This is a genomic window from Isoptericola sp. Y541 (assembly GCF_059445465.1).
This window is the reverse complement of record NZ_JCAIUJ010000009.1, coordinates 69,797-88,509: the sequence shown is the minus strand read 5'-3', so window position 1 is coordinate 88,509 and position 18,713 is coordinate 69,797. Positions and strand designations below refer to the sequence as shown.

Genomic DNA, 18,713 nt, shown 5'->3' with positions numbered 1-18,713 from the left:
CGTGGTGCGGGTCGTGGGGGCGGTCAGGGGCGGGCGTCGAGCGGCGCCTGCAGGACGGCGAACCGCCGCACGACGTCGAACCCGGTGGAGCGGTACAGGTGCCCGGCGGGGGAGTTCTCGCCGGTCCACAGGAACCAGGCGGAGTGGGCCCCTTCGGACCGCATCCGCGTGAGGGTGAGGTGCAGCAGCGCCCGGCCGAGGCCCGCGCCGCGGCGGCTCTCGTCGACGCCGATCGGCCCGAAGCGTTCGCGCAGCCCGCGGTAGGCGCCGTAGGTCGAGACACCGACCACCGCGCCGTCGGGGTCGCGGGCGAGCAGCACCCGTCGGGGGCCCTGGCCGTGCCGCAGCACCGACTCGCGCAGCGCGTGGCCCCAGTCGGGCGCGAGGCGCTCGGCGGCGAACGCGATGGCCTCGGGCAGGTCGTCGTAGGTCGCCGTGCCGAGCACGTAGCCCTCGTCGGCCCGGGCGCGCAGCAGCTCGCGCACCCGGTCCGGCATGACGTACGCGTCGAGGTCGAGCGTCATGGCCGCGGCGGTGTAGCGCGTGGCGAACCCGTGGGCGGCGAGGAGGGACGCCGCCTCCGGGTAGGCCTCGACGTCCAGCCCGGGCACGAAGTACGCCTGCGGGTAGCCGGCGTAGGTGACGGTGGTCGCGCCCCGCGAAGCGAGGTGCTCCGTCGCCCGGCGCAGCAGCTCGGTGCCGACGCCGCGGCGCCGGTGCGCGGGGTGGACGCACCCGATCGTGACGAAGCCCGCGGCGGGGTCGGCGGGGATCCCCTGCTGCGCGACGACCGCGTAGACGAAGCCGACCGGCCGGCCGGCCTCGTCCTCGGCGACGACGAGCCCGGCCGGGTCGAAGTTGACGTCCAGGAGGACGTTCTCGGCGAGCCACTCCTCGCCGACGACGTCGCGCGGCATGGCGACGGCGGTGAGCTCGGCGAGGGCGGGCAGGTCGCCGGGCCGGTGGCCCCGGTAGGTGACGGTCACGGGAGCCTCCGCAGGGACGGGAGGTCCCCGCCGGAGAACGCGACGGCGTGCGGCACCCCGGCCAAGCAGCCGCGCATGACCATCTGCGCCGAGTAGTAGTCGATGTAGCGGAACCCGTAGGTCTCGCCGCGGGCGAATGCCTGCCCGCCGATCGCCTCCGTCCAGCTCGCGTGCGCCTCGTCGGAGACCTCGACGAACGTGTCGGCCTCGAAGCCGAGGGCGTCCTCCCAGTTCTCCGTGTACAGCAGCCGCGCGACGCCGTGCCGCGGGCGGTCGTCCTCGCGGTGGCCCGGCAGGCCGGAGAGGAACCGCGCCCGCTCGGCGAGCACCGAGGCGTGCGTGTGGTCGGAGTGGATGCCGCGGGGCCAGTGGGCGAGCATCAGCTGGGGCCGCACCTCCCGCACGAGCATGGCCAGCCGGTCCGCGACCTCGTCGTCGGTGGGCAGGAACCCGTCGGAGAGGTCGTCGAAGACGACCACCTCCGCGCCGATGTGCGCGGCGAACGCCTCGGCCTCGGCGATCTTCTGCTCCTTGTACCGCGCGGCGTCGAGCCGCGGGTGGCCGCGCTCGCCGGGCGTCAGGGCGACGAGCACGGACCGGCCGCCGTCGAGCACGTTCTGGGCCAGCACGGGGCCGGCCGCGAGGTCCATGTCGCCGATGTGCGCGCCGACGGCCATGACGGTCTGGGGTGTCATGCGGGAACCTCCGCAGGTGGGGTCGGGTAGAGCAGGGTGCCCGCGGGGGGTGCGGGCGGGCGGGGCGCCGCGGCGAGGATCTCTCGCAGCGGTGCGCGGGTGTCGACGCCCTCGCGCAGCGACGACGAGCCCCACAGCAGGTCGACGAAGGGCGGGCGCCCGTCGGAGCGCTCGCGCCACAGGGGTCGGTCGGGGTAGAGGTCGGCGACGGTCTGCAGGAGCGCGTGGCCCGTGGCGACGGGGTCGACGGCCTCGGGGTCGAGGAGGTGGAGCTGGGCGCCGTGCACCGTCTCGCCCGACCACTTCGAGAACATCGGTCGGAAGACGGCCTCGCGCACCGCGACCCCCGGCAGCGCCTGCTCGCGCAGCGCCGCGGCGAGGCGACCGTCGGTCCACGCCGCGCCGAGGAGCTCGAAGGGGCGCGTGGTACCGCGACCCTCGGACAGCGTGCTGCCCTCGAGGAGCCCCGTCGCCGGGTAGAGCACGGCGGCGTCGCGGGTGGGCATGTTGGGGGAGGGCATGACCCAGGGCTCCCCGGCGCCCGCCCGCCCGTCCCAGCCCTCGACCGCGACGACCTCGAGGTCGGCGGCGCGGCCGGTGGCGGCCGGGACGTGCTCGGCGTTGAACCAACGCGCGAGCTCCCCGAGGGTCAGCCCGTGCCGCAGCGGCACGGATACCCGGCCCACGAAGCTCGCGCAGGCGGGGTCGAGGCCCGGCCCGGCGGGCCGCCGACCGAGCGGGTTGGGCCGGTCCAGGACCGTGACGCGCCGCCCGGTCCGGGCCGCGGAGCACAGGAGGTCGAACAGCGTCCACGTGTAGGTGTAGAACCGCGTGCCGATGTCCTGCAGGTCGACGACGACGTGGTCGGCGCCGGTCCGGCCCACGAGCGCGTCCAGGTCGGCCCCGGCGAGGGTGTAGGTGTCCAGGACCGGCAGGCCGCTCCCGGCGTCGGTGCCGTCGCCATCGCTGGCGCCTGCCTGGGCGGCGCCCCAGTAGCCGTGCTCGGGGGTGAGCAGCGCGGCGACGTCGACGCCCGCGGCGCGGAGCGCGTCGACGCCGCGGGCGAGGTCGTCCGCGACCGCGGTGTAGTTGGTACAGAGCGCGACGGGCCCGCCGGACAGCAGGCCTGGTTCGTTGACGACCCTGGTCAGACCGGTCCGTGGCAGCACTGCCGTGGTCACGAGTGACTCCTCTCACACCGGGTATGCCAATAAGTTACGTAGGAGTGCTCGCCCACGTCAATTATTTCCGCGAATTGGCATCGTCCGAGGTGGCAGCGGTGCGGAGGGTCTCGGCCGGGAACGGTGAGAGGGAGGTGCGGGAGAGGTCAGCGGGAGGTCAGGGGCATCCCCATGGTCCGGCCCCACGGCTGGAGCTCGAGGGTGCGGAAGCCCAGGTGCTCGTAGAAGCCGATGGCGCGGATGTTGCGCCCGCCGACGCCCAGGTGGATCCCGGGGGCGCCCGCGGCGGCGACGGCGTCCAGGACGGCGCCGAGGACGCGGCGGCCCGAGCCCGCCCCCTGGGCCTCGGGCAGCAGGTCGACGTGCAGGTGCGCCGGGTACTCCGCGAGCCACGGCGCGGCCGTGCGCGACGGGGTGTGGATCGCCCGCAGCAGGCGGGCGTCCGGCGACTCGTCGTCGTCGGCGGGCACGGGGTACCGCGCGCGCAGCTCCGGCCACCAGCTCTCCTCGCACCGGCGCTCGAAGTCGAGCGTGCTCGCGGTCGCCACGCAGTAGCCGACGGCGACGCCGTCCGGGCGGCGCAGCACGCGGGCGAGGTCCGGCTCGAGCGCGAGGTACGCGCCGAGGTACATGTGGCCGAGCAGGTCGCCGTCGGCGTACAGGGCGGTGGCGTCCTCGCCCGAGTCGCCGGTGCGCAGGCACACCTCGTACAGCGCGTCGCGGTCCGCGGGGCGGTAACGGTCCACCGTGAGCTCCGGGCGAGGGGTGGTGGGTGTCGGGACGGCGCGGCCGTCCTGGCCGTCCTGGCCGTGGTGGGGGTGCGTAGTCATGGCAGCATCGTGCACTGCCCGGACGCCCGTGGCTCACCCGTGCGCCGCGAGTCCGGGAGGGCTGTTCGGACCGCTCAGCGCCGTGCCGGATCTCGCCTAGTATGCCCGGCATGCTCCACGCTGCGGTTCCCGGCCTGTCGTTCACCGCGATCGACTTCGAGACCGCCAACCCGAAGCGGGCGTCGGTCTGCTCCGTCGGCGTCGTCAAGGTCAGGGACGGCCTCGTCGTGGACTCCCTCGAGACCCTGGTCGAGCCGCCGCCCGGCCACCAGGAGTTCAGCAGCTACAACGTGGCGGTTCACGGGATCACGGAGCGCGACGTCGTCGGTGCGCCGCCGTGGGACGTCGTCTATGCCAAGTTCGCGGAGTTCGTCGGCACTGACGCCCTCATCGCGCACAACGCCTCGTTCGACCGCTCGGTGCTCACGCAGGCCAGCACGGCGTACGGGATCGACCTGCCACGGTCGCGTTGGCTCTGCACGCGGGACACAGCGAAGGCGTTTCTGGACCTCGCCTCGTACCGGTTGCCCGTCGTCTCGGCGGCACTGAACATCCCCGCCCACGACCACCACGACGCCGGCGCGGACGCACGCCAGTGCGCGCTGGTCCTCGTGGAGCTGTGCCGACGACTCGGCCCGGACGGGGTGCTCGCGGTGGGGCAGCACGTCCGCGCGTGGTGAGTGCGGATCGGGCCGGCCGTACGGGTGGGCATCACCGGAGGCTCAGTCCCACCACAGCCTGACCCACCGGCCGTCGTCCGGCACCACCTCGTCCGGCGACCAGACGGCGGGCGCGGGGTGCATCTCGTCGGGCCAGTGCTCGTGGTCGAGGCCCAGGTCGGTCCGCACGAACGCCATCAGCTCGGAGCACTCGCACCACGCGGGATGCTGGAAGTCGTCGTCGGACGGCGACTGCTCGCTGAACTGGCTGGGCCCGACGGAGATCCGCATCGCGCGAGGAGGCTTGACGTACACCGTCGAGGTCGCGGCGCAGTGGGCATCGACGTCCAGTCGCCGCAGGTCGCACCGGACCCGATCAGGGTGTGCGGCAACCGCGGCAAGGATCGAGCCCGTCGTGGGGCCGAAGTTCCACCGGGAAGCACGCTTCTCGGCGCTCAGTCTCGTCAGCAGTGCGCTCGCCTCGGCGCGCGCGTCCTCCGACCTCACCTGTGATGGGTACTGCACCGTTCCTCCTCGAGTTGGACTGCACGGAGGAGACGCAGTGTGTCGAAGATCGGAGGCCGTGCGCTTTGGCCCTGTGGACAAGTGCATGCCGCATGCTCTGCCCGTGCCCGATGCCCCGCCGGCGATCAGCCGACGGGCCCGGGGCGCTCAGGTCACCAGTCCGCTCCGGTAGGCGTGGACCACCGCCTGCACGCGGTCCCGCAGGCCGAGCTTGGCCAGGATGCGCGACACGTACGTCTTGACGGTCTCCTGGCTGATCACCAGCGTCGCGGCGATCTCGCTGTTCGACAGGCCACCCGCGATGAGCCGCAGCACCTCCAGCTCGCGCGGCGTCAGCACGGTGTCGGCGGCTTTCCTCTCGGCGGGGCGGATCCGCGCCGCGTACCTGCCGACGAGCTGCCGTGTCACCTCGGGCGCCAGCAGCGCGGCCCCGGCCGCGACCGTGCGGATGCCGTGCAGCAGCTGCGCCGCGGGGGCGTCCTTGAGCAGGAACCCGCTGGCCCCCGCGCGCAGCGCCTCGTAGACGTACTCGTCGAGGTTGAACGTCGTCACGACGAGCACCTTGACGGGGTGCGCCACCCCGGCGCCGGCGAGCAGGCGGGTCGCCTCGATGCCGTCGAGCACCGGCATCCGCACGTCCATCACCACGAGGTCCGGGTCGAGCCGCCCGGCGAGGTCGACGGCGGCCCGCCCGTCCCCGCACTCGCCGACCACCTCGAGGTCGGGCTGCGCGTCGATGATCGTCGTGAACCCGGTGCGGATCAGCGCCTGGTCGTCGCACACCAGTACCCGGGTCGGCGGGTTCATACTCGGCTCTCGGTGGGGACGCGCTTGGGGACGTGCTCGGTGGGGATGTGCCCGGTGGGGATGCGCGCCCGGACGACGAATCCGCCGTCGGCCTGCCGGTCCGCGCCGAACTCGCCGCCCAGGGCGTCCACCCGGTCGCGGAGCCCGACGAGGCCCCGACCGCTCCCGCCCGGTGACCGAGGGCCGGCCCCGGCCTGCCCGCCTCGTGCCCCGGCGGTGCTGACCTCCACGGTGATCTCCCTCTCGTCGTAGCGCACGTCGACCGCCGTCGGGCTGCCCAGGGCATGCTTGAGGGCGTTCGTCAGGGCCTCCTGCACCACCCGGTGGGCGACCAGCTCGGCGCTCCCGGCCGACTCCGTCGGCGTGCCCTCCTCGGTGAGCTCCACCGGCTGGCCGGCCCGGCGGGTCTGCTCGACGAGCGTGCGCAGCTCCCGGAGAGACGGCGTCCCGGCGGCGCCGTCGTGGCCCGGGTCCAGCAGGTCCAGGAGATGCCGGAGGTCGCCGATGGCCCGCCGGCCCGTGTCCGTGATCGCGTCCAGGGTCTCGTCGAGGCGGTCGGGGGCTCCCGTCAGGTACCGGGCGGCCTCCGTCTGCACCACCATCGCCGTCACGTGGTGGGTCACGACGTCGTGCAGCTCGCGGGCGATGCGGGTGCGTTCGGCGGCGCGGGTGTACTCGGCGATCCGGCGGCGGTGCTCGGCCTCGGCGGCCCGGGTGGAACGCAGCCACGCGCCGGCGCCCCAGATCAAGATCAGGGCCAGGTAGAACGTGGCGTACCCGTCGGGCCGCTCGGCCCCGCCGGCCCGGAAGAGCGCGACCGCCAGCACGAGGTAGGCGCCCGTCAGGAGGGCCACGACGGTGCGGCGTCGGTGTTCCAGCTGGGAGCCCGCGCTCAGCAACGCGATGACGAGCGCCAGGCCCGCGAACGTGTGGTAGCCCCGGAGCTGGTCGAGGGCGAAGCCGAGCGACACCAGGACGAGGCAGGCGGCCGGCCACCGCCGACGCACGATGAGCGGGGCGCACAGGAAGACGACCGCCACGACGGTGAGCGCGTCGAAAGGACGGGACGGCAGCTCGCCGACCTCCGTCCCCAGCCCGTGGAACGCGGGCACGAACGTCGCGACGGCCGGCACCAGCGCGAGCGGCAGGTCCCGGGCCGTGACGTCGAGCTGGCGCCATCGGTCCGGGACCTGCCGGAGTTCGATCACCGAGAGATCGTAGCGGCCGCGGCTGCGTCCGCCCGGGCCCGGCGGCGGCGGGGGATCACGTGACCGCGACGGTAGGCCAGCCACATGAAGACGCCGGTGGCCAGCGCGCAGAGCACCACGGCGAAGATGCTGCCCTCCGGTCCGAAGTCACCGCCCGTGACCGTCGTGGGGCCGGACATCGCGGCGTCCAGCAGGCCCTGCGAGGTGTCGTTGCCGGAGACGGCGGTGCTGAAGATGGCGCTCCCGCCGATGTTCCACCCGAAGTGCAGGCCGATGGGCACCCACAGCTTGCGGGTGGCGACGTACGCGGCCGTCAGCATCCCGCCGGCCTCGATGGCGATGGCGAGGGCGCCCCACGGCGTGGCGTTCGGGTTGAGCAGGTGGATGAGGCCGAACAGCGCGCCGGTCACGGTGAGCGCGATCCACGTGCCGGTCCAGCCCTCGACGATCCGGAACAGGACGCCGCGGAACATCAGCTCCTCGGTCACGGCGGCGGCCGCCATGATGCCGAGGAGCCCGACGGCGCCCGTCGGCGAGCCGAGTCCGTCGACCGTGTAGTCGCCGAGGAGCGCGATGATCGCGATGACGGCGGCGAACAGCCCGGCCCCGAGCAGCGTGCCCCAGCCGATCGAGCGCGCGGCACCCGGCAGCGCCACCTCCACCGGGTCGCGACGTTCGGTGCGCCGGACCACCCAGGCGTAGACCACCACCGCCAGTACCGCGGTGGCCAGGCCGACGACGAGCGTCAGCCACGGGTTGTCCTCAACCGCGGCGCTGGCCTGACCACAGACGAACACCACTGCCACCACGGCCAAGAGCTGCCACACCAGACGCACGTTCACTCCTTCGCAAGACGCCGCGGCCGAGCGCCGCGGGCTGCTCAGAACGCTATGGACTCCCCGAGGCGGAGTCGTCACCGTACGGAGGGCATTCGCGGGTAGCTCGCACGGGGGACACGCCGGCTCAGGGCACCGGTGGGGGCTCGACCACCCCGTGGCGGAACGCCCACACGACCGCCTGCAGGCGGTCGCGCGATACGGTCTTGGTCAGCACGCCGGCGACGTGGTACTTGACCGTGGTCTGCTCGATGAAGAGCTCGTCCGCGATCTCCTGGTTCGACATCCCGCGGGCGAGCAGGGCGAGGATCTCGAGCTCACGGGTGGTCAGCGGCGAGGGCAGATCGGCCGGCGGTCGCGGCGCAGCCGGGCGCCGGGCGGCGAACTCGGCGAGCACCCGGCGTGTCAGCCGCTGATCGAGCGTCCCGTCTCCGGCGGAGACCGAGCGGATGGCGCCGAGCAGGGTGTCCTCGTCGGCGCCCTTGAGGAGGAAGCCCGCCGCTCCGGCCTCCAGGGCGCCGAAGACGTAGTCGTCGACGTCGAAGGTGGTCACGACGAGCACGCGAGCGTCGAGCGTGGCGTCGGTGGTGATCCGGCGGGTGGCGGCGATGCCGTCCAGGCCCGGCATGCGGACGTCCATGCAGACGACGTCCGGGCGCAGCTCGCGGGTGAGTGCCACCGCCTCGTACCCGTCTCGCGCCTCGCCGACGACGCGGATGTCGCCGGGGGCCTGCAGGATCACCGAGAGGCCCGCTCGGACGACGGCCTGGTCGTCGGCGATGAGCACGTCGATCATGAGGGGTCGTCTCCGTACGGGATGGTGAGGGTGTTCGTCCAGCCGCCGTCCGCGGCGGGCCCCGTCACGAGCGTGGCGCCGACCAGCTCCGCGCGTTCGGCCATGCCGATCAGGCCGTAGCCGTCACGCGGTGGGTACGGCCTGATCGCCTCCCGGCCCGGAGCGTTGCGCACGGTGAGGACGACGGAGTCCCGGCCGTAGTCCGCCCGCACCTCGCGCGGGGCACCTGCCGCGTGCAGAGACGTGTTCGCGAGCGACTCCTGGACCATCCGGTAGGCCGCCGCCGCGGCGAGCGGCCCGAGCTCGACCGGGTCCCCCGTGGTGGTGAACGCCACCGGGGACCCCGTCGCGGAGGCCGAGGCGACCAGCGCGGGCAGCTGGTCCACCGCCGCGGCGGGGGCCAGCTCCCCCCGCTCGTCGGTGCGCAGCAGCCCCACGACCTGGCGGAGGTTGGCGAGGGTGGCCTGCCCCTCCCGCTTGACGACGCCGAGGTACTCGCTCGCGCGATCCGGCTCGCTGCGCAGCAGCGCGTCCGCGGCCTGGGCGCTGACGACGATGCCGCTGAGGTGGTGCCCGGCGATGTCGTGCAGCTCGCGGGCCATGAGCGACCGCTCCCGCTGCACGGCCTCCGACGCCCGGAGCTCGCGTTCGCGCTCGGCCGCCTCGGCCCGCTCGCGCAGCGCCTCGACCAGGCGCTCGCGGCCGGTGACGATCTCGGCGACGAGGACCGGCGTGCCGAACACCAGGATGCCGCGCAGCAGGGCGTAGGGGATCGTCAACGGCCCGGCGATCTCGGTACTCGACTGCAGGGCGATGCCCTCCGCGACCTTCGCGACGAGAGCGACGACCAGCACCACCCGGTACCGACGCGGTCGGTCCCGGGCGCGGGCGGCGGCGTACGCCGCGAACATCACGCCCGGAGCCCCCGTGCCCAGCTCGCCCGACGACATCGCGAGCACGAGGGCGTCGAGGCCGGCGACGACGCCGAGCGTGATCAGAGGAGCGCGGTGTCGCGCCAGGAGGGCGGCGGCTTGCGCCAGCACCGGGAGAGCGGGGAGCCAGCCGTCCAGGATCGCGTCGGCGTCGGCGTCGGCGTCGGCGTCGGTCGCGGGCCGAGCGGCGAGCACGGCGTAGGCCACCAGATGGCCGATCCCCACCAGGGCGGTCACCACGACGGGCACCGCTTGCCCGAGCCGGTCCTGGAGGGGGCGCGGGCGAGGGGGCGGCGTCACGGAGTCATTGTCCTTCAGGTCGAGGTCCTTCCAGCTCGAGCACGAGGGCGTCGAGCACGTGGTGCGGTCATGCCCCCAGCGTCGTCGCGTCGTCGAGGCGGCGCCCCCTCCGCAAGGACAGTCCCGATCCCGTCTGCCCGGAGGGTGTCACGGCGGCCGCAGCCGGGTGGGGTGGAGGCACGTCCGGCCCCGGACGTGTCGAGAAGGGGAAGCACATGTTGACCAGGACCACCCGAACCCTGACGATCGGCGCCGTCGGCCTCGTCGTCGCCGGCGCGGCCACCGCCGGCATCTGGGCAGACGTCGCGACGAGCGACCCGAGCGTCGCCCCGCACGAGCCCTCCGCCACGCATCAGGTCGTGCAGGAGAGGCTGGACGGACTGGTCGAGACCGGCTTCCCGGCCGCCCTCGCCTCGATCACGTCTCCCCACGGCGACCACGACGACCTGGTCTCGGGCGTCGGGGACCTCGACACCGGCGGGCCCGTCCCCGTCGACGGCGAGGTCCGCGCCGGCAGCAACACGAAGACCTACACCGCAGTCGTCGTGATGCAGTTCGTGGAGGAGGGGCTCGTCGAGCTCGACGAGCCGATCGAGACCTACCTTCCCGGCCTCGTCCACGGCGACGGCATCGACGGGAAGGACATCACGGTGCGCCAGCTGCTGCAGCACACCAGCGGCCTGCCCGACTACACGGCCGGGATCGCCGCCGACCTCGAGAGCGTCCAGCGTGCGTACAGGTCACCCCGCGATCTTCTCGACCTCGCCCTCGCCGAGCCGGCCCGCTTCGCACCGGGCGAGAGCTGGGAGTACAGCAACACGAACTACCTCCTCCTGGGCGTCGTCGTCGAGCGGCTGACCGAGCGGCCGCTGTTCGAGGTCGTCACCGACCGCATCATCGAGCCGCTCGCCCTCGAGCACACCTACTTCCCCGGGGTGGGCGAGCAGGAGCTCCGCGGCGACCACCCGCACGGCTACCACGGGGACGAGACAGGGGAGGGCGGCGGGGAGCCTGCCGACGTGTCCACCCTCGACCCGTCCTTCGGCTGGGCGGCCGGCGCAGTCGTGGCGAGCCCGAGCGACCTCAACGAGTTCTTCCGCGCCGTGCTCGACGGCCGCCTGCTGGAGGACGAGAGCATCGCCGAGATGAAGAAGAGCGTGCCGGCCGACGACGAGCTGTGGCCCGGATCGGCCTACGGCCTGGGCATCCAGAGCTACCCGCTCAGCTGCGGCGGGGTCGTCTGGGGTCACGGCGGCGACATCCACGGGTACGAGACCCGCAACGGCGTGGCGGACGACGGCACCGCCTTCACCGTGGCCGTCACCTCCCTCCCGTGGGGGTTCGGCGACCCGACCGACGAGGAGCGGCTCCTGGACACCTACCGGGCCGTCACCGAGACCGTCGACGCGGCGTTCTGCGACTGAGGAACGTGTCTGAGCCTGTCAGCGGTCCGCTCGCCGGGCGGACCGCTGACAGGGTGGGCGGATCCGCTGCATGCAGTCGTGCCACGAGTGCGCGTCACGCCGCGCGAGGTCGCGCTCCCGGTCGAAAGCCGGGCTCTGGGTTGGGCCGAGCGTGCGGCCAGGGTGCCCTGAGGGTCCGACGTTCACCCGCACGAGCTTGTCGCCATCGGCGTACCGTCGAACCCTGGGAAGCATCGTCGGCGGGCGAGTATCGCTCGTGGTTCGGACGGGATGCGACGGAGATGGCAAGCCAGTGTTCGAGACTGCCGCTCGTTATTGATTAGTTGCGCATCGATCGACGGCCACGTCGAGCCGATGTCCAGGATCCCTTCTAGATACCTGTCTCACACGCTGTAATATTTCGCGTCGGGATGATGCAGGATAAATGCGTCGGTGGACTGCTCCGGATGCAGCTGCAGCTCGTCGGAGAGGATGACGCCCACGCGCTCGGGGCGCAGCAGCTCCACGACCTTGCGACGGTCCTCCATGTCGGGGCACGCGGGGTAGCCGAGGGACATCCGGGCGCCGCGGTACTTGAGCTTGAACAGCCCCTCGACGTCGTCGGGCTCCTCGGCCGCGAAGCCGAGCTCGTCGCGCACGCGGGAGTGCCAGAACTCCGCCAGCGCCTCGGTGAGCTGCACGGACAGGCCGTGCAACTCCATGTACTCGCGGTACCTGTTCGCCTCGAACAGCTTCGCCGTGTGGCCCGACACCGTGTCGCCGACGGTCACGAGCTGCACGGGCAGCACGTCGAACCGGCCCGTCTCCTCGACGAACGACCGCGGCCGCACGAAGTCGGCCAGGCACAGGTGCCGGTCGCGGCGCTGGCGGGGGAAGTGGAACCGCAGGCGCTCGGTGCCCGGCTCGCCGCCGGAGCCGCCGTCCGGGCCGTCGTGGTGCGCGACCACGATGTCGTCGCCGTCGGACCACACGGGGAAGTAGCCGTAGACGACCGTGGGGTCCATGATCTGGTCGGTGCGGATGCGCTCCAGCCACTCGGCCAGGCGCGGGCGGCCCTCGGTCTCGACGAGCTCCTCGTAGCTCTGCCCATCGTCGCCACGGCCCGGCTTGAGCCCCCACTGCCCCATGAACGTGGCGCGCTCGTCGAGGAACGCCGCGTAGTCGGCGAGCTGGACGCCCTTGACGACGCGCGTGCCCCAGAAGGGCGGGTCGGGCACGGGGTTGTCGGCGGCGACGTCGGAGCGCGCGGGCAGGTCGGCCTCGGGGGTCTCGACGAGCTCGACCAGCGCGTGGCGACGCTTGCGCAGCGCGGGCAGCCCCACGGACTCCGGGTCGGCGCCGCGCGCGACGGCCACGAGCGGCTCCATGAGCCGCAGCCCCTCGAAAGCGTCCTTGGCGTACCGGACGGTGCCGGGGAACGCCGACGCGAGGTCGTCCTCGACGAAGGCGCGGGTCAGCGCCGCGCCGCCCAGGAGCACGGGCCACCGGTCGGCGTGCCCGCGCGAGGCGAGCTCGGCGAGGTTCTCCTTCATCACCACGGTCGACTTCACGAGCAGGCCCGACATGCCGATGACGTCGGCGTCGTGCTCCTGCGCGGCCTCGATCATGGCCGCCACCGGCTGCTTGATGCCGATGTTCACCACCGTGTAGCCGTTGTTGGTGAGGATGATGTCCACGAGGTTCTTGCCGATGTCGTGCACGTCGCCGCGCACGGTGGCGAGCACGATGGTGCCCTTGGTGGCGGTGTCGCCCTCGACCTTCTCCATGTGCGGCTCGAGGAGGGCGACGGCGGACTTCATCACCTCGGCGGACTGCAGCACGAACGGCAGCTGCATCTGCCCGGAGCCGAAGAGCTCGCCCACCACCTTCATGCCGCCCAACAGGTGGGTGTTGACGATGTCGAGCGCCTTCGTGCCGTTCGCCAGCGCCTCGTCGATGTCGTCCTCGAGACCCTTGCGCGCGCCGTCGATGATCCGGCGCTCGAGCCGCTCGCTCACGGGCAGGGCGGCGAGCTCGGCGGCGCGCTGGTCGCGCAGCGCCGTGGCGTCGACGCCCGAGAAGAGCTCGAGCAGGTGCGACAGCGGGTCGTGGGTGGGGTTGCCCTCGTCGTCGTAGCGGCGCCGGTCCCACACGAGGTCCTCGGCGGCCTCCCACTGCTCGTCGGGGATCGCGGTGCGCGGCAGGATCTTCGCGGCGTGCACGATCGCGGAGTCGAGCCCCGCCTGGGTCGCCTCGTGCAGGAAGACGGAGTTGAGCACGGCGCGCGCCGCCGGGTTGAGCCCGAACGACACGTTGGAGACCCCGAGCGTGGTGTGCACGCCGGGGAAGCGCCGGGTGATCTCCGTGATGGCCGCGATCGTCTCGATGGCGTCGCGCCGCGTCTCCTCCTGCCCGGTGGCGATGGGGAACGTGAGGGCGTCGACGATGATGTCGTCGACGCGCATGCCCCAGTCGCCCGTGAGCTGCTCGATCAGGCGGGTCGCGATCGCGACCTTGTGGTCGGCGGTGCGGGCCTGGCCCTCCTCGTCGATCGTCAGGGCGACGACGGCGGTGCCGTGCTCGCGCACCAGCGGCATGATCCGCGCGAACCGGGACGTGGGTCCGTCGCCGTCCTCGAAGTTCACCGAGTTCACGACGGCGCGCCCGCCCACGAGCTCCAGGCCGGCCTGCAGCACGGCCGGCTCCGTGGAGTCGATGACGAGCGGCAGCGTGGACGCCGACGCGAGCCGCGACACCACCTCGCGCACGTCCGCCACGCCGTCGCGCCCCACGTAGTCGACGCAGACGTCCAGCAGGTGCGCCCCGTCGCGGGTCTGGGCGCGGGCGATGTCGACGATGTCGTCCCACCGGCCCTCGAGCAGCGCCTCGCGGAACGCCTTGGAGCCGTTGGCGTTGGTGCGCTCGCCGATCGCGAGGTACGACGTGTCCTGGCGCAGGTCCGTGTGCGCGTACAGGGACGCGACGCCGTTCTCCCGCACGGGGTGCCGCTCGGGCAGCGCCTTGCCGCGAACCGCCTCGACCACCTGGCGCAGGTGCTCCGGCGTCGTGCCGCAGCAGCCGCCCACGAGCCCCAGCCCGAACTCGCCCACGAACTGCGTGTGCGCGGCGGCGAGCTCGGCGGGGGACAGGGGGTAGACCGCGCCGTCCGGGCCGAGCTCGGGCAGGCCGGCGTTGGGCATGCACGTGACCGGCACCTCGGAGTGCTGCGCGAGGTGGCGCAGGTGCTCGCTCATCTGCTCCGGTCCGGTGGCGCAGTTCAGCCCGATGGCGTCGACGCCGATCGCCTGCAGCGCGGTGAGCGCGGCGCCGATCTCCGAGCCCATGAGCATCGTGCCGGTGGTCTCGACCGTCACCGACGCGATGACGGGCACCGTCCGGCCGAGTTCGGCCAGCGCGTCGTGGCAGCCCGTGACGGCGGCCTTGGTCTGCAGCAGGTCCTGGCTGGTCTCGACCAGGAGGGCGTCTGCGCCGCCCTCGAGGAGCCCGGCCGCCTGCTCGGCGAACGTGGTGCGCAGGTGCGCGTAGGTGGTGTGCCCGAGGCTGGGCAGCTTGGTGCCCGGGCCCATCGAGCCGAGCACCCAGCGCGGGTGGTCGTCGGTGGCGAACGCGTCGGCGCGTCCGCGGGCGAGGGTCGCCCCGGCGCGGGCCAGCTCGCGGATGCGGTCGTCGATCCCGTAGTCGGACAGGTTGGACCAGTTGGCGCCGAACGTGTTGGTCTCGATCGCGTCCACGCCGACCTCGAGGTAGGCGTCGTGCACGCTCGCGATGATGTCCGGGCGGGAGACGTTGAGGACCTCGTTGCAGCCCTCGTGCCCCTCGTAGTCCTCCAGGGTCGGGTCCGCGGCCTGGATCATCGTGCCCATCGCGCCGTCGGCGACGACGACGCGCGTGCGCAGGGCCTCGCCCAGGGCGGAGGCGCGGGAGTCGGCGGCAGCGAGGTCGAGCGTGGTCGTCACCCGTGCAGCGTAGCCGCGGGCGCGGGGCGTGCCACCGGTCTGTCCAGGGGGCGTCCACCCACGCGGGGGGCGGGATCAGAGCGTGGGCACGCCGTTGACGTTCAGCAGGATGGAGTACACCGAGGTGGTGGCGGTGACGAACAGCCGGTTGCCCTTGCGGCCGCCGAACGCGAGGTTCGACACCTCCTCGGGCACCAGGACCCGGCCGACGAGGGTGCCGTCGGGGTCGAAGACGTGGATCGCCTCGCCGGCGGCCACCCAGACCCGGCCCGTGGTGTCGAGCCGCACGCCGTCCGGCCGGCCGTCGAGGTCCGCGAAGACCTCCCCGCCCGCGAGCCGCGCGCCGTCGACGTCGAGCACCCGCACGTGCTGACGGTGCGTGTCCGCGACGAACAGGCGGCTCCCGTCGGCCGAGAGGGCCAGCCCGTTGGGGCGCACGAAGTCGGTCGCGACGGCGGCCACCTCGGCGGTGCCGGGGTCGACCCGGTACACGTGGCACCCGTCGATCTCCGGCTCCGCGCGCTCGCCCTCGTAGTCGCTCGTGATGCCGTACGGCGGGTCGGTGAACCACACGGCGTCGTCGCGCGACACCACGACGTCGTTGGGGCTGTTGAGCCGCTTGCCGTCCCACCGGTCGGCGAGCACCGTCGTCGAGCCGTCGTGCTCGGTGCGCACCACCCGTCGCATGCCCTGCTGGCAGGTGACGACGCGCCCCTGGCGGTCGAGCGTACGGCCGTTGGAGTACCCGGCCGGGGACTCGAAGACGCTCACCGAGCCGTCGGTCTCGTCCCAGCGCAGCACGCGGTCGTTCGGGATGTCGCTGAACAGCAGGTACCGGCCGGCGGGCACGTAGACGGGACCCTCCGTCCACCGCCCGCCGGTCCAGATCCGTTCGAGGCGCGCGTCGCCGTTCACGGCGTCGAAGCGCTCGTCGAGGCGTTCGAGCACGGCGGGCGTCAGGTCGGTCATCACACGCTCCGGAGGTGGGGGCCGAGGCCCCTCGGCTGGTCAGGACGCTGCACGGTACAGGACGCTGCACCGCGCCACACAGCGCCAGGGGCGGGCAAAAGGGCGCGCAGGGCGCCCGACCCGCGGTGTGGCGGCCGCCGGGCGGGCCGAAAATCTCCGTGCGCACGGCGCGGTGCCGGGCCTAGCGTGAGAGGCATGTCGACCCCTGCCCAGACCGATGTCCCGGCCCTCGCGCCGATCGCGGAGCGCGCCGCCGCGCCGTCCGTCCTGCCGCCGCTCGTCGCCGGCGGGCTGACGTGGCGCCCGGCCACGCGCGCCGACGCACCCGCCCTGCTGGAGCTGCGGAACACGGTCGCGGAGGCCGACCACGAGCCGTACCGGGAGGCGCTCGGGGAGCTCGTCGAGATCCTCGAGGCCCCCTGGCGGCACTTCGACACCGACTCCGTCCTCGGGTTCGACGACGACGGCGCGCTGCGTGCCTACGGGTACGTCGAGACGATGCCCGGCGACGTGAGCCGCGTGCGGGCGTTCCTGTGGGGCGGGGTGCACCCGGCCCGCCGCGGCGAGGGCATCGGGCGCGAGCTGTTCGCCTGGCAGGTGGCGCGGGGCCGCCAGGTGCTGGCGGCCTCGGGCACGAGGTCGGGCCGGGAGCTCCCTGCGCGGCTCGCCGCCTTCCTGGAGGACGACGCGCCGGCGGCGAAGGTCCGCCTGCACGAGCGCGGGGGCTTCACGCCCCGGCGCTTCTACTCGGACCTGGAGCGCGACCTGCGCGACCTGGTCGCGCGCCCCCTGCCCACCGTGGAGCTGGACGGCGGCCTGCGCCTCGTCCCGCTGCGCGACGAGCTCGACGAGCCCACCCGGCTCGCGCACAACGACGCCTTCCGGGACCACTGGGGGAGCGAGCCGCAGACGCCCGAGCAGTGGGGTTCCGCGCGCAGCACGTACGCCCCCGAGTGGTCGTTCGCGGTCGTCGACGCCGCCCCCGACGTGGCCGCGCTGCTGGCCGATCCGGCCACCGACGCGGACACGGCCGCCGCGCTCCGCGAGGGCCTGCCCCTCGTCGCGGGCTACCACGTGGCGGCGCGCTACACCGAGGACTTCGCGGTGCGCGGGTACCCGTTCGGCTACACGGAGATCCTCGGGGTCCGCCGCGCGTACCGGGGCCGCAAGGTCGCCGTCGCGCTGCTCGCGGCGGGCATGCGCGCCTTCGCCGACGACGGGATGGCGGCCGCGGCGCTCGACGTGGACACCCAGAACCCGAGCGGCGCGCACGGGCTGTACGCGAGCCTGGGATACGTCAAGCGGCACGGCTCGCGGCTGCTCACGATCGAGCTCTGAGCGCCGGCCCCGGATCACCCCGTCCGGAGGTTTCGGCAGGGGCCGGGTGGGGCCTAGGCTGCCTCGCGTGACCGACGCCGTTCATCCCGGGCTGCTCCACGCATCGCCGCACCGGCTCCTGCCCACCGCCACCTCGCGCGCCGCCGCGGTCACGCTGGCCATGCTCACCGTGCTGCACCTCGCCGCCCAGGCGGCCGAGGCGAGCACCTGGGCGCGCGTCACGCAGGGGTGCCTGATGCCGCTGCTCGCCGTGACCCTCTGGTGCGCCGTGCCGGCGCCACGGTCCCGGCTGGTCCGGCTGGTGCTGGCGGCGCTCGCGTTCTCCTGGCTCGGGGACACGCTCCCCGCGGCATTCGACGGCGACGCGGCGTTCCTCGTGATGGTCGGGCTCTTCCTGGCCGCGCAGGTCGTCTACGCGGTCGCCTTCTGGCCGTACCGGCGCGAGAGTCTCGCCGGGCGGCCCCTCCTGCTGCTGCCGTACGTGGTGGCCGCCGCGGCCCTCGTCGTGGCGTGCGCCGCGGGGGCGCCCGGTGTGCTGCTCGCGGCCGTCGTGGTGTACGGGCTGTGCCTGGTCGTGATGGCCGTGCTCGCCACCGGGGTGCACCCGCTCGCCGGGGTCGGCGGGGCGGTCTTCCTCGCGTCGGACGCGATGATCGCCCTCGGCGCGTTCACCGACTGGTTCGCGCCGCCGGCATCCGGGTTCTGGGTGATGCTCACCTACGTCGCCGGGCAGGCGCTGATCGTCGCGGGAGTGCTCGCGCGCCGCTGAACCTGCGCGTCAGGCGAGGGTGCTGGGGCGCGCGCTGCGGTGCTCCATCCAGGTCCCTGGCTCGGGCACCGGGGTGAAACCCAGGCGCTCGTAGATGCCGCGGCCCTCGTCGGAGGCCTTGAGCAGCACCCGCTTCAGGCCGAGCGGCTCCACGTCCGCGACCGCCCCGGCGACGACGGCCGTGCCGAGGCCCAGGCCGCGGTGGGCCGGGTCGACGACGACGTCCGCGAGCCAGGCGAAGATGGCCCCGTCGGTGACGAGCCGGGCGTAGGCGACCAGCTTGCCCGTGGCGCCCAGGAGCACGCCGTAGCTGCGGGACCCGGCGAGCGCCCTGTCCAGCTTCTCGCGCGTGCGGCCGGCGGCCCAGGAGGCGTGCGTGGCCAGGAGCTCGTGCACGCGGGCGGCGTCGATCCGGGTCGGGTCGGCGGAGAACTCGTAGCCGTCGGGGAGGTCGGGGTCGGGCATGGCGGCCATCCAAGCAGGTCCGGGCCGTGGTTCCCCC

17 protein-coding genes are annotated in these 18,713 nt (G+C 73.6%); 4 read left to right on the top strand and 13 right to left on the bottom strand.

Translation table 11 applies throughout. From position 1 onward, the window contains the following. Window positions 1–23 precede the first annotated feature (23 nt). The 4 genes from AC1C2V_RS17700 to AC1C2V_RS17685 form a co-directional block, all read right to left on the bottom strand. A complete protein-coding gene (locus tag AC1C2V_RS17700) occupies window positions 24–986 on the bottom strand; it encodes a GNAT family N-acetyltransferase (RefSeq protein ID WP_495390955.1) in 963 nt (320 codons plus the stop codon). Continuing rightward, window positions 983–1,681 carry a PIG-L deacetylase family protein gene (locus AC1C2V_RS17695; RefSeq protein ID WP_495390954.1) on the bottom strand — a complete coding sequence of 233 codons (699 nt, stop codon included), beginning with the start codon at window positions 1,679–1,681 and terminating at the stop codon, window positions 983–985. The genes AC1C2V_RS17700 and AC1C2V_RS17695 overlap by 4 nt, the downstream gene beginning before the upstream one ends. Beyond that, on the bottom strand, window positions 1,678–2,862 hold the full coding sequence (locus AC1C2V_RS17690; RefSeq protein ID WP_495390953.1) for an exo-beta-N-acetylmuramidase NamZ family protein: 1,185 nt from the start codon (window positions 2,860–2,862) through the stop codon (window positions 1,678–1,680). Before AC1C2V_RS17690 ends, AC1C2V_RS17695 begins: the two co-directional genes overlap by 4 nt. Window positions 2,863–3,008: 146 nt before the next feature. Further along, on the bottom strand, window positions 3,009–3,692 hold the full coding sequence (locus AC1C2V_RS17685; protein WP_495390952.1) for a GNAT family N-acetyltransferase: 684 nt from the start codon (window positions 3,690–3,692) through the stop codon (window positions 3,009–3,011). Between the two features lie 110 nt (window positions 3,693–3,802). Here AC1C2V_RS17685 and AC1C2V_RS17680 point away from each other — a divergent pair, with 110 nt between their 5' ends. Continuing rightward, window positions 3,803–4,372 carry a 3'-5' exonuclease gene (locus AC1C2V_RS17680; protein ID WP_495390951.1) on the top strand — a complete coding sequence of 190 codons (570 nt, stop codon included), beginning with the start codon at window positions 3,803–3,805 and terminating at the stop codon, window positions 4,370–4,372. A 42-nt stretch (window positions 4,373–4,414) separates the two neighbouring features. Here AC1C2V_RS17680 and AC1C2V_RS17675 read toward each other — a convergent pair whose 3' ends face one another. From AC1C2V_RS17675 to AC1C2V_RS17650, 6 genes are all read right to left on the bottom strand, one after another. After that, window positions 4,415–4,876: a hypothetical protein gene (locus tag AC1C2V_RS17675; RefSeq protein WP_495390950.1), complete on the bottom strand. Its 462-nt coding sequence runs from the start codon at window positions 4,874–4,876 to the stop codon at window positions 4,415–4,417. Between the two features lie 147 nt (window positions 4,877–5,023). After that, a complete protein-coding gene (locus tag AC1C2V_RS17670; RefSeq protein WP_495390949.1) occupies window positions 5,024–5,683 on the bottom strand; it encodes a response regulator in 660 nt (219 codons plus the stop codon). Next, entirely contained in the window at window positions 5,680–6,891 is a 1,212-nt protein-coding gene (locus AC1C2V_RS17665) for a sensor histidine kinase (RefSeq protein WP_495390948.1), read from the bottom strand. Before AC1C2V_RS17665 ends, AC1C2V_RS17670 begins: the two co-directional genes overlap by 4 nt. Next, window positions 6,888–7,727: a CPBP family intramembrane glutamic endopeptidase gene (locus AC1C2V_RS17660; RefSeq protein WP_495390947.1), complete on the bottom strand. Its 840-nt coding sequence runs from the start codon at window positions 7,725–7,727 to the stop codon at window positions 6,888–6,890. Before AC1C2V_RS17660 ends, AC1C2V_RS17665 begins: the two co-directional genes overlap by 4 nt. Window positions 7,728–7,854: 127 nt before the next feature. Beyond that, a complete protein-coding gene (locus AC1C2V_RS17655; protein ID WP_495390946.1) occupies window positions 7,855–8,523 on the bottom strand; it encodes a response regulator in 669 nt (222 codons plus the stop codon). Next, a complete protein-coding gene (locus AC1C2V_RS17650; RefSeq protein WP_495390945.1) occupies window positions 8,520–9,755 on the bottom strand; it encodes a sensor histidine kinase in 1,236 nt (411 codons plus the stop codon). Before AC1C2V_RS17650 ends, AC1C2V_RS17655 begins: the two co-directional genes overlap by 4 nt. 215 nt (window positions 9,756–9,970) lie before the next feature. Here AC1C2V_RS17650 and AC1C2V_RS17645 point away from each other — a divergent pair, with 215 nt between their 5' ends. Continuing rightward, window positions 9,971–11,179 (top strand): serine hydrolase domain-containing protein, encoded by a 1,209-nt coding sequence (locus tag AC1C2V_RS17645; RefSeq protein WP_495390944.1) that lies wholly within the window; start codon window positions 9,971–9,973, stop codon window positions 11,177–11,179. Window positions 11,180–11,562: 383 nt separating this feature from the next. Here AC1C2V_RS17645 and metH read toward each other — a convergent pair whose 3' ends face one another. Continuing rightward, entirely contained in the window at window positions 11,563–15,135 is a 3,573-nt protein-coding gene (gene metH, locus AC1C2V_RS17640) for a methionine synthase (protein ID WP_495390943.1), read from the bottom strand. A 75-nt stretch (window positions 15,136–15,210) separates the two neighbouring features. Then, window positions 15,211–16,104 carry an SMP-30/gluconolactonase/LRE family protein gene (locus AC1C2V_RS17635; RefSeq protein ID WP_495390942.1) on the bottom strand — a complete coding sequence of 298 codons (894 nt, stop codon included), beginning with the start codon at window positions 16,102–16,104 and terminating at the stop codon, window positions 15,211–15,213. Window positions 16,105–16,299: 195 nt separating this feature from the next. Between AC1C2V_RS17635 and AC1C2V_RS17630 the strand changes: the two genes are divergently transcribed. Together AC1C2V_RS17630 and AC1C2V_RS17625 are read left to right on the top strand one after the other, a co-directional pair. After that, the gene (locus AC1C2V_RS17630) at window positions 16,300–17,442 is read left to right on the top strand and encodes a GNAT family N-acetyltransferase (RefSeq protein ID WP_495390941.1); all 1,143 of its coding nucleotides are present in this window, start codon (window positions 16,300–16,302) and stop codon (window positions 17,440–17,442) included. A gap of 67 nt (window positions 17,443–17,509) precedes the next feature. Further along, complete coding sequence (locus AC1C2V_RS17625) at window positions 17,510–18,211, top strand: lysoplasmalogenase family protein (RefSeq protein ID WP_495390940.1); 702 nt, start codon at window positions 17,510–17,512, stop codon at window positions 18,209–18,211. Between the two features lie 9 nt (window positions 18,212–18,220). On the opposite strand, the gene AC1C2V_RS17620 is transcribed toward AC1C2V_RS17625, so the two are convergent. Further along, complete coding sequence (locus AC1C2V_RS17620) at window positions 18,221–18,676, bottom strand: GNAT family N-acetyltransferase (RefSeq protein WP_495390939.1); 456 nt, start codon at window positions 18,674–18,676, stop codon at window positions 18,221–18,223. Between the last annotated feature and the right edge of the window lie 37 nt (window positions 18,677–18,713).

Excerpts from the sequence above, each read along its gene's own strand:
- AC1C2V_RS17695 (WP_495390954.1), bottom strand. The coding sequence starts at position 1,681 with ATGACACCCCAGACCGTCATGGCCGTCGGCGCGCACATCGGCGACATG.
- AC1C2V_RS17685 (WP_495390952.1), bottom strand. The coding sequence starts at position 3,692 with ATGACTACGCACCCCCACCACGGCCAGGACGGCCAGGACGGCCGCGCC.
- AC1C2V_RS17680 (WP_495390951.1), top strand. The coding sequence starts at position 3,803 with ATGCTCCACGCTGCGGTTCCCGGCCTGTCGTTCACCGCGATCGACTTC.
- AC1C2V_RS17670 (WP_495390949.1), bottom strand. The coding sequence starts at position 5,683 with ATGAACCCGCCGACCCGGGTACTGGTGTGCGACGACCAGGCGCTGATC.
- AC1C2V_RS17655 (WP_495390946.1), bottom strand. The coding sequence starts at position 8,523 with ATGATCGACGTGCTCATCGCCGACGACCAGGCCGTCGTCCGAGCGGGC.
- AC1C2V_RS17645 (WP_495390944.1), top strand. The coding sequence starts at position 9,971 with ATGTTGACCAGGACCACCCGAACCCTGACGATCGGCGCCGTCGGCCTC.
- AC1C2V_RS17635 (WP_495390942.1), bottom strand. The coding sequence starts at position 16,104 with ATGACCGACCTGACGCCCGCCGTGCTCGAACGCCTCGACGAGCGCTTC.
- AC1C2V_RS17630 (WP_495390941.1), top strand. The coding sequence starts at position 16,300 with ATGTCGACCCCTGCCCAGACCGATGTCCCGGCCCTCGCGCCGATCGCG.
- AC1C2V_RS17620 (WP_495390939.1), bottom strand. The coding sequence starts at position 18,676 with ATGCCCGACCCCGACCTCCCCGACGGCTACGAGTTCTCCGCCGACCCG.